Raw genomic sequence first — 9,457 nt, 5'->3', positions numbered from 1 at the left:
CAGCGCGGCGGCCAGCGCGGCCAGGGGGAGCTGCCCGGCCGGCAGCAGCGGCGCGAACACCTCCGGGTGCCGGTCCAGGAAACCGGTGTCCACGTCGACGGCGGCGAACTCCCCGCTGCGCAGCACCCGGACCAGCAGGTCCCGGTTGGTGGCGACGCCGTGCAACTCGGCCCGGGCCAGCGCGCCGGCCAGGGCGCGGGCCGCCTCGGTCCGGGTCGGTGCCCAGGCGACCAGCTTGGCCAGCATCGAGTCGTAGTGCACGCTCACCGTCGAGCCGTCCACCACGCCGGAGTCCAGGCGCAGCCCCCGGGTCGGCCCGAACTCGGCGGAGACGCCGGGGATCGCGAACCGGTGCAGCGTGCCGGTGGCCGGGCGGAAGCCCTGGGCCGGGTCCTCGGCGCAGAGCCGCACCTCGATGGCGTGACCGTCCGGGACCGGCGTGGTGGTGACCGGCAGCGGCTCGCCCTCGGCGACGAGCAGTTGCAGCCGCACCAGGTCCAGCCCGGTGGTCAGCTCGGTGACCGGGTGCTCCACCTGGAGGCGGGTGTTCATCTCCAGGAAGTGGACCTGCCCGTCCGGCGCCAGCAGGAACTCCACGGTGCCCGCGCCGACGTAGTCGACCGCCCGCCCGGCCGCCACCGCCGCCTCGTGCAGCCGCGTCCGCACGTCGTCGGGCACCACCCCGGGCGCCTCCTCGACGATCTTCTGGTGGCGGCGCTGGATCGAGCAGTCGCGTACCCCGAGCGCCACCACGGTGCCGTGGGTGTCGCCGAAGATCTGCACCTCGACGTGGCGACCCCGCTCGACGTACCGCTCGATGAAGACCGTGCCGTCGCCGAACGCCGCCGCCGCCTCGCGGCGCGCGCCCGCCACGGCCTCGGCCAGCCCGTCCGCGTCACGGACGATCCGCATGCCCCGGCCGCCGCCGCCCGCGCTCGCCTTGACCAGCACCGGGAAGTCGGTGACCTGCCCGGGGTCGGTCCAGGTGGGCAGCATCGGCACGCCCGCGTCGGCGAGCAGCGCCTTGGCGGCCATCTTGTCGCCCATCGCGGCGATCGCCTTCGCCGACGGTCCGACCCAGGTCAGGCCCGCGTCGGTGACCGCCGCCGCGAACTCCGCGTTCTCGGCGAGGAAGCCGTAACCGGGGTGGACGGCGTCCGCGCCGGCGCGCCGGGCCGCGTCCAGGACGAGGTCGATGCGCAGGTACGTCTCGGCCGGCGTGTTACCGGGCAACCGGACGGCCTGGTCGGCGTCGGCGACGAACGGCGCGTCGGCGTCCGCGTCGGAGTGCACGGCGACGGTGGCCACGCCGAGGGCGCGGCAGGTGGCGAAGACCCGGCGGGCGATCTCGCCCCGGTTCGCCACGAGAAGGGTGTCGATCAAGGCTCTCCCCCTCACATCCGGAAGACGCCGAAACCGTCGGCGCCCTTCACCGGTCCGTTGTGGATCGCCGACAGGCAGAGCCCGAGGACGGTACGGGTGTCCCGGGGGTCGATCACCCCGTCGTCGTAGAGCCGGCCGGAGAGGAACAGCGCCCCGGACTGCGACTCGATCTGCTGCTCGACCATCATCCGCATGGCGGTGTCGGTGTCCTCGTCGTACTCGCGGCCCCGGGCCGCGGCGGCCTGCCGGGCCACGATCGACAGCACGCCGGCGAGCTGCGCCGGGCCCATCACCGCCGACTTCGCGTTCGGCCAGGTGAACAGGAACCTCGGCTCGTACGCCCGGCCGCACATGCCGTAGTTGCCGGCGCCGTAGGAGGCACCCAGGTTGACGGTCAGGTGCGGCACCTTCGAGTTCGACACCGCGTTGATCATCAGGGCGCCGTGCTTGATGATGCCGCGCTGCTCGTACTCGGTGCCGACCATGTAGCCGGTGGTGTTCTGGAGGAAGACCAGCGGGGTGTCGGCCGCGTTGGCGAGCTGGATGAACTGGGCCGCCTTCTGCGCCTCGGCGCTGAACAGCACGCCCCGGGCGTTCGCGAGCACGCCGACCGGATAGCCGTGCAGCTCGCCCCAGCCGGTCACCAGCGCGGTGCCGTAGCCGGGCTTGAACTCGTCGAACGCGCTGTCGTCGAGCACCCGGGCCAGCACCTCGCGCGGGTCGAACGGCACCTTCAGGTCGGCGCTGGCGATGCCGAGCAGCTCCTCCGGGTCGTACCGGGGTGGCAGCGGATGGCGGTTGCGCGGCGGCGGGCCGTGCTTGCGCCAGTTGAGCCGGCGGACGCACTGCCGGGCCAGCCGGATGCCGTCGCGCTCGTCCTCGGCGAGGAAGTCGGCCAGGCCGGACGTGGTGGCGTGCATCGACGCGCCGCCGAGCGACTCGTCGTCGGTGACCTCGCCGGTGGCCATCTTCACCAGCGGCGGCCCGGCCAGGTAGACCTGCGAGCGGTCACGGATCATGATGGTGAAGTCCGACATGCCCGGCACGTATGCGCCGCCGGCGGTGGCGTTGCCGAAGACCACGCTGACCGTGGGGATCCGCGCCGCGGAGAGCCGGGTCAGGTCGCGGAACACCCGGCCGCCGGGAATGAAGATCTCCGCCTGGGTGGGCAGGTCCGCGCCGGCCGACTCGACCAGGTTCACCATCGGCAGTCGGTTGGCCGCCGCGATCTCACCGGCCCGCCGGGTCTTCGCCAGCGACCACGGGTTGATCGCGCCGCCGCGTACCGTCGGGTCGTTCGCCACGATCAGGCACTCCACGCCCTCGACCACGCCGATGCCGGTCACGGTGCTGGCGCCGACCGGGAAGTCGGTGCCGTACGCGGCCACCGGCGACAGCTCCAGGAACGGGCTGTCCGGGTCGAGCAGCAACTCTATCCGCTCCCGGGGCAGCAGCTTGCCGCGCCCGTGGTGGCGGGTCACGTACTTCTCGCCGCCACCGGCCCGGGCCTGGTCGAGCGCGGTCTCCAGCTCGGCCAGGCGTTCCCGCAGCGCCTCCCGGTTGGCGGTGAAGGCGGGCGCGGACGGGTCGATCGTGCTCTGCAGGACAGTCGTGCTCATAGGCCCATGCCCTTCGCGATGATCTCGTTCATGATCTCGGTGGTGCCGCCACCGATGCCGAGGATCCGGGCGTCCCGGTAGTGCCGCTCCACCTCGGCGTCCCGCAGGTAGCCGAAGCCGCCGTGCAGTTGCAGCGCCGCGTCGACCACGAAGTCGCACGCCGCCACCGCCACGTTCTTCGCGATCGCCACCTCGGTCACCACCGGTTGTCCCGCGACTGCTCCAGGTCGCGGCGCGGCGTCAGACGCGCCGAGCTGGAGTGGTCGAGCCACCCGGTCGGCGACGTCGTGCACGTACGCCCGCGCCGCCTCGGTGCGGGAGTGCATCTCGGCCAGCCGGTGCCGGACCACCTGACGCCCGACGAGCGGCCGGCCGAACGTCTGGCGGTCCCGACACCACCGCACGGCCAGGTCCACGCAGCGCTGCGCGGTCGCGTACGCCTGCGTGGCGAGCGACAGCCGCTCGGCGGCGAACTGCTGCATGATGGCGAGGAAGCCGGTGTCCTCCGGGCCGACCCGGTTCGTCACCGGCACGCGTACGTCGACGAAGGACAGCTCGGCGGTGTCCGAGCAGTGCCAGCCGAGCTTCTCCAGCCGGCGGCCCACGGTGAACCCGGGCGAGCCCTTGTCGATCACGAGCAGGCTCAGCGAGCCCGACCCGGGGAAGTCGGTGCAGACCGCGGTGGTGACGAAGTCGGCCCGGATCCCGCTGGTGATGTAGGTCTTCGCGCCGTTCACCACGTAGTGGTCGCCGTCGCGGACCGCGCAGGTGCGGATGCCGGCGACGTCCGAGCCGCCGTCCGGCTCGGTGATCGCCAGCGCGCCGATCATGGTCCCGGCCAGGGTGGGCCGGACGTACCTCTCGGTCAGGTGCTCGTCCCGCGCCGCGACGATGTGCGGGAGCGCGATCCCGTGCGTGAACAGCGCGGCGACCAGCCCGGACGACCCGCCCGAGCGGATGATCTCCTCGGTGACCACCATCGAGTCGAGCAGGTCGCCGCCGCTGCCGCCGACCGACTCGGGGAAGCCGATGCCGAGCAGGCCGATCTTCGCGGCGGTCTCGTGCAGCGACCGGGGCACCTCGCCGGCCCGCTCCCACCCGGCCAGGTGGGGCAGCACCTCACGGGTGACGAAGGAACGGGTCAGCTCGCGCAACTGACGGCGTTCGGGGGTGTCCACGATGGTCATGCCGGTACCTCCGCCGGCAGGTCGACCACCCGGGAACGCAGCAGCTCGCCGAGCGCCTTGGCCTGCGGGTCGAACCGGGTGGAGGCGGCCACGCCCTGCCCGAGCAGCCCTCGGACCACGAAGTTGACCGCGCGGAGGTTCGGCAGTTCGTACCGCTCGACGGTGAGCGGCGCGGTCTCCGGCAGCAGCTCGGCCAACCGCTCCACCGTCAGCCAGTCGCGCAGCCAGGGCCAGGTCGCGTCGGTACGCGCCCAGACGCCGAGGTTGGCGTCGCCGCCCTTGTCGCCCGACCGCGCGCCGACCAGCTCGCCGAGCGGCCCGCGCCGGGTGGCCGGCAAGGAAGGGCCCCTTCTTAACGCCTCGTGTTGTACAGGGGCCCCCTGCAAACCGCTCGTCATCGTCGGCGGCGGGATCGGCACGCGCTCGCCGGAGGGCAGCACCGCGACGTGCTCGACCGCGTCCTGGGCGACCGCGTCGGCGGTGAACACGCCGTACGGCGTGGCGTCGCCGGGCAGCGTGGTCAGCGTGCAGCCCGGGTAGGAGGCCAGCGCCAGCTCCACCGCCGCCGCCGAGAACGCCCGCCCGGCCCGTGCCTTGTCACCGTCGCGCAGGTGTACGTGCAGCAGCGCGCTCGCCGCCTCGGTGTCGCCGGTGTCCGGGTGGTCGGTGCGGGCCAGCGTGAACTCCAGCCCCTCGGTGCCGACCGCCTCCTCGATCTGGCCCCGGACCAGCGCCGCCTTGGCCGGGACGTCCAGCCCGCACAGCACGAACGTCATCGAGTTGCGGAAGCCGCCCAGGTTGTTGACGCCCACCTTGAGCGTGTCCGGTGGCGGCGTGCCGCGCACCCCGGACACGCGTACCCGGTCCGGGCCCGCCTGCTCCAGCCGCACCGTGTCCAGCCGGGTCACCACGTCCGGCCCGAGGTAGTCCGGCCCACCCACCTCGTAGAGCAGCTGGGCGGTGACCGTCTCGACGGTGACCGCGCCGCCGGTGCCGGGGTGCTTGGTGAGCACCGACGAGCCGTCCGGGTGCAGCTCGGCGATCGGGAAGCCGGGGCGGCGCCCGCCGTCCGGCAGCTCGGTGAAGAAGCTGAAGTTGCCGCCGGTGACCTGCGCGCCGCACTCGATCAGGTGCCCGGCCACCGTCGCGCCGGCCAGCGCGTCCAGGTCGTCGCGGGTCCACCCGAAGCGGGCGATGGCCGGGCCGACCGCCAGCGAGGCGTCGGTGACCCGACCGGTCACCACCACGTCCGCGCCCGCGTCGAGGCAGGCTGCGATCCCGAACGCGCCCAGGTACGCGTTCGCGGTCAGCGCGTCCGGTCGCTGGATCGCGTCGCCCTCGACGTACCCGACCCGCACGTCGAGGCCGAGCCGGGCGGCCAGCGACCGGACCGCGTCGGCCAGCCCGGCCGGGTTGAGGCCGCCGGCGTTGGTGACGAGCGTGACGCGGCGCTCCAGCGCGGTGCCGAGCACGCCCTCCAGTTGGCGCAGGAACGTCTTCGCGTAGCCCAGCGACGGGTCGCGCATCCGGTCCCGGCCGAGGATCAGCATGGTCAGCTCGGCCAGGTAGTCACCGGTCAGCACGTCCAGCTCGCCGCCGTCGAGCATCTCCCGCCAGGCGGTGGAGCGGTCGCCGTAGAACCCGGACGCGTTCCCGACCCGCAGCACGCTCATGAGGGCGTTCCGCTCGCCGGCTCCCGCTTGTCGCCGGGCGGGCCGGCGAACGCCTGGGCCACGTCCAACCACTCGTCGGCCACCGGCCCGGTCGCCACCAGGGCGAGGTCGGCGCGGTGCCGGCGCTGGGTGACCAGCAGGCAGAAGTCGAGCGCCGGCCCGGTCACCCGGTCGGCCGCGTCCGCCGGCCCGAAGGCCCAGGCGTCGCCGCCCGCGGGCGGGGTCAGCTCGACCCGCACCGGCGCCGTGGGCACGTCGCGGCCGTGGGCCGCGAAACCGTGCCCGAGGGTACGGAAGCCGAGGTGCGCGACGTGCCGCAGCCGCGCCGTCGGAGTCCGCCGGACGTCGAGCGCGTCGGCCACGTCCTCGCCGTGCGCCCACGTCTCCATGAGCCGGGCGGTGGCCATCGAGGCGGGCGACATGCTGGTGCCGTACCAGGGCATCTTCTGCCCGGGCGGGACGGCGGCGAGCGCGCCGGCGAGCGCCGAGCGGCCGGCCCGCCAGCGGGCCAGCAGTGCCGGCGGCGGGGCGAGGAAGGACTCGGCGCCGTCCTCGACCAGGCGCGACGGGTCCGGCGCGGAGGTGACCGAGGCGAAGAACGCCGACTCGTCGGTGGCGGCCAGGTGGGCCACGTGGTCGGTCCAGGCGAGGTGCGCGACCTGATGGGCGACGGTCCAGCCGGGGGCCGGCGTCGGCCGCTCCCAACCCGTCGGCGGCAGTTCCGCGACGAGCGCGTCGAGCTGCTCGGACTCGGCGGCCAGATCCGCGAGCAGTGCTGTCAGGTCGACCATGGTGCCTCCGGGCGGGGACGGGCCGTCAGGGGATCAGTGCCGCTCACCCTCCACGGTGAGCAGCGCGGCGAGCTGGCGCTTCCAGGCGTGCAGCAGGGTGGTGCGGCGGGTCGAGTCGTCGCTGAGCAGGTTGGCCACGCCGAGTCCGCGGAGCAGGTCGAGCGTGGTCTGGACCGATTCGCGTACGCCCGGGCGGCGCTCGTCCACACCGAGCAGCTCGACGGTGAGCCGGTGCATCTCGCGGCCGATCCGGGCCTCCAGCGGGACCAGCGCGTCGCGCAGCTCGGCGTCGGTGCGGGCGGCCACCCACAGCTCCAGCGCGGCGACGAAGAGCGGGCCGGTGAAGGCGGCGGCGAGCAGGTCGACCACCCCGTCGAGCCGGCGCGGGCCGGCCGGCAGGGCCTGCGCCTCGGTGCGCAGCTCCACCGCCCGCCGCTCGGTCAGGTGGGCGACCGCGGCGGTGACCAGCGCCGCCTTGGTCGGGTAGTGGTGCAACTGGGCGCCCCGGGAGACGCCGGCGCGGGCCGCCACCACCGTCGTCGTGGTGCCGGACCAGCCGTGTTCCACCAGGCACTCGACGGTCGCCTCCAGCAGCCGGGCCTGGGTGGCGCGGCTGCGGTCCTGCTGAGGGACGCGCGTCGATGAGGCGGGCACGGGCACAGCCTGCCGTCCCCAAAACAAACAGTCAAGCCTGACTTTTTTGAAAGGCAGGGCCCCTTGTTAACGCCTCCGGTAGAGGAAGGGCCCCTTATTAACAGTCAGCGGCCGTCACGGGGGCCGAAGACGGCGAGCGCGTCGGCGTCGGAGTGCCGGGAGCGGACGTACTCGTCGGCCCAGGCCGCCGCGCCCGGGAAGGTGGAAGCTTCGGCGATCCGGGCGCACGCCGCGTCCACGTCGAAGGTCGACCGGCGCAGCTGCACGCCGGGGCCGAGCAGGGCCCACCAGGCGCCCACGCCGCCGTACGGCATGCCGACGCTGCCCGGGTTCACCACCAGACGGCGGTCGACCAGCCGGGCGAACGGCATGTGGGTGTGCCCGCAGACCACTGTGGTGACGTCGGCGGCGAGGCCGGCGAAGACCTCGGCCCAGCGGTCCAGGCGGGAGTCGACGAGCACGACCTCCTCGTCGTCGCGGGGCGTGGCGTGGCAGAACAGCACCGCACCCAGGCCGGCGACGGGCAGCGTGACGTGCGGCGGCAGCGCGGCCAGCCGGCCCACCTGGTCGTCACGCAGCTGGGCGGCGGCCCAGTTGGAGACGTCGTACGGGGCCGGACGGCCGGCGTGGGCCGCCACCAGGTCCCGTTCGCCGTTGCCGCCCACCAGGAGCGCGCGGTCGCCGAGCGCGGCGAGCCGGTCCAGCACCTCGACCGGCTGCGGGCCGTCGGCGATGTCGCCGGTGAGGACGATCAGGTCGGCGGCGGCCACGTCCGGCTCGGCCAGGACAGCGTCCAGCGCCGGCAGTACGCCGTGGACGTCGGAGAGGACGGCGACACGTTCGAGCATCGCCCCAGCCTGGCCGCCGGCCGCCGGACGGTCCAGGAATTCTGCGCCGGGCAGAGACGGCGCCGGCCCGGACCGCACGGGGCGGGCCGGGCCGGGGGAGCCGATGTCGGAGGTCAGACGCGCGCGCGGCGGGCCAGACGCTCCGGGTCGAGGATGATGATGCTCTTGCCGTCCAGGCGCAGCCAGCCGCGTGAGGCGAAGTCGGCGAGCGCCTTGTTGACGGTCTCCCGGGAGGCGCCGACGAGCTGGGCGATCTCCTCCTGGGTGAGGTCGTGCGTCACGCGCAGCACGCCGCCGTCGCGGGTGCCGAAGCGGCCGGCCATCTGGAGCAGGTTCTTGGCGACCCGGCCCGGCACGTCGGTGAAGATCAGGTCGGCGAGCGAGTCGTTGGTCCGGCGCAGCCGGCGGGCCAGCACGCGCAGCAGCTGCTCGGCGATCTCGGGCCGGTTGTTGAGCCAGGGACGCAGCGCCTGCTTGCGCAGCCGCACCAGGCGGGTGTCGGTGACCGCCGTGGCCGTCGCCGTACGCGGGCCCGGGTCGAACAGCGACAGCTCGCCCACCATGTCCGACGGGCCCATCACGGCGATCAGGTTCTGCCGGCCGTCCGCGGCGCGGCGACCCACCTTGATCTTGCCGGACAGAAGGATGTAGAGACTGTCGCCGGGCTCGCCCTCGTTGAAGACGACCTCGCCCTTGCGGACCTCGATCGTCTCCATCTCCTTGGCGAGCGCCTCGGCAGCCTCCGGGTCGACACCCTGGAAGATCCCGCTGCGGGCCAGTACCTCGTCCATCGCGCACCTCCGCCTGCGCGTGCCGTCCGTCGGCCGGGTCCGCCGTCCGCTGATCCCTCGCGCGCCGCCAGTCTAGGCGCACATGAGCAGGAATCAGAGGTGCACCCCTGGAATCTTGATCGTTGGGCGTAACCTGCCCGCCCCGGTTCCCACCTGCGATCGTAGGGTGACCGGCGTGCTCTGTGCGCCGATCCTGACCACCCGGTCCGAAACCGGCTGGGACATCCCGCTCCTGGTCTGGCGGTCCGAGGCGCCGCTGCTGGCGGTCGGCTCCGCCCCGCTGGGCGGGGGGATCGGCCTGCGCCGGTGGGTGGTGAACGCGACCGTGCCGATGTCGTACGGCCGGGACGACCCCGCCGCCCACCTGGCCGAGATGGCCCGCGACCTGGGCCTGGACGGGCCCGGCGTCGGGCTGCTCACCGGCGTGGACGTGGCCGAGGTGGTGCACCGGGCGGACAGCGGCGTCCGGGCCTGGGCCACCGTCGGCCTGGGCACGCCGGTGTGGGCCGCC

At 74.1% G+C, this 9,457-nt stretch carries 9 protein-coding genes; 1 reads left to right on the top strand and 8 read right to left on the bottom strand.

Annotated features, from left to right (window positions below; all coding sequences use genetic code 11):
* From HUW36_RS18220 to HUW36_RS18185, 8 genes are all read right to left on the bottom strand, one after another.
* Positions 1-1,383: acetyl-CoA carboxylase biotin carboxylase subunit (locus HUW36_RS18220; protein WP_174529275.1), on the bottom strand; the 1,383-nt coding region annotated here is incomplete at its 3' end.
* Between the two features lie 11 nt (positions 1,384-1,394).
* Complete coding sequence (locus HUW36_RS18215) at positions 1,395-3,002, bottom strand: acyl-CoA carboxylase subunit beta (RefSeq protein ID WP_174529274.1); 1,608 nt, start codon at positions 3,000-3,002, stop codon at positions 1,395-1,397.
* Positions 2,999-4,189, bottom strand: a complete 1,191-nt coding sequence (locus HUW36_RS18210) for an acyl-CoA dehydrogenase family protein (RefSeq protein ID WP_174529273.1) — start codon at positions 4,187-4,189, stop codon at positions 2,999-3,001. Before HUW36_RS18210 ends, HUW36_RS18215 begins: the two co-directional genes overlap by 4 nt.
* Positions 4,186-5,862: an acyclic terpene utilization AtuA family protein gene (locus HUW36_RS18205; protein WP_174529272.1), complete on the bottom strand. Its 1,677-nt coding sequence runs from the start codon at positions 5,860-5,862 to the stop codon at positions 4,186-4,188. Before HUW36_RS18205 ends, HUW36_RS18210 begins: the two co-directional genes overlap by 4 nt.
* Positions 5,859-6,653, bottom strand: a complete 795-nt coding sequence (locus tag HUW36_RS18200) for a TIGR03084 family metal-binding protein (protein WP_174529271.1) — start codon at positions 6,651-6,653, stop codon at positions 5,859-5,861. The genes HUW36_RS18205 and HUW36_RS18200 overlap by 4 nt, the downstream gene beginning before the upstream one ends.
* A 33-nt stretch (positions 6,654-6,686) precedes the next feature.
* The gene (locus HUW36_RS18195; protein ID WP_174529270.1) at positions 6,687-7,307 is read right to left on the bottom strand and encodes a TetR/AcrR family transcriptional regulator; all 621 of its coding nucleotides are present in this window, start codon (positions 7,305-7,307) and stop codon (positions 6,687-6,689) included.
* A 104-nt stretch (positions 7,308-7,411) separates the two neighbouring features.
* Positions 7,412-8,155 carry a metallophosphoesterase family protein gene (locus tag HUW36_RS18190; RefSeq protein ID WP_174529269.1) on the bottom strand — a complete coding sequence of 248 codons (744 nt, stop codon included), beginning with the start codon at positions 8,153-8,155 and terminating at the stop codon, positions 7,412-7,414.
* Between the two features lie 113 nt (positions 8,156-8,268).
* Entirely contained in the window at positions 8,269-8,946 is a 678-nt protein-coding gene (locus HUW36_RS18185) for a Crp/Fnr family transcriptional regulator (RefSeq protein ID WP_007073398.1), read from the bottom strand.
* Positions 8,947-9,121: 175 nt separating this feature from the next.
* Between HUW36_RS18185 and HUW36_RS18180 the strand changes: the two genes are divergently transcribed.
* A partial coding sequence (locus HUW36_RS18180) for an adenosylcobinamide amidohydrolase (protein WP_174529268.1) occupies positions 9,122-9,457 on the top strand: 336 nt, incomplete at its 3' end.

This window comes from Micromonospora maritima (genome assembly GCF_902825405.1).
GTDB lineage: Bacteria > Actinomycetota > Actinomycetes > Mycobacteriales > Micromonosporaceae > Micromonospora > Micromonospora maritima.
Note: the sequence above shows the minus strand (reverse complement) of the source record. Positions and strands in the feature narration are given on the sequence as shown.

What these genes read in the sequence shown, in the direction of transcription:
- HUW36_RS18215 (WP_174529274.1), bottom strand. Translation starts at nt 3,002, where the DNA reads ATGAGCACGACTGTCCTGCAGAGCACGATCGACCCGTCCGCGCCCGCC.
- HUW36_RS18210 (WP_174529273.1), bottom strand. Translation starts at nt 4,189, where the DNA reads ATGACCATCGTGGACACCCCCGAACGCCGTCAGTTGCGCGAGCTGACC.
- HUW36_RS18205 (WP_174529272.1), bottom strand. Translation starts at nt 5,862, where the DNA reads ATGAGCGTGCTGCGGGTCGGGAACGCGTCCGGGTTCTACGGCGACCGC.
- HUW36_RS18200 (WP_174529271.1), bottom strand. Translation starts at nt 6,653, where the DNA reads ATGGTCGACCTGACAGCACTGCTCGCGGATCTGGCCGCCGAGTCCGAG.
- HUW36_RS18190 (WP_174529269.1), bottom strand. Translation starts at nt 8,155, where the DNA reads ATGCTCGAACGTGTCGCCGTCCTCTCCGACGTCCACGGCGTACTGCCG.
- HUW36_RS18185 (WP_007073398.1), bottom strand. Translation starts at nt 8,946, where the DNA reads ATGGACGAGGTACTGGCCCGCAGCGGGATCTTCCAGGGTGTCGACCCG.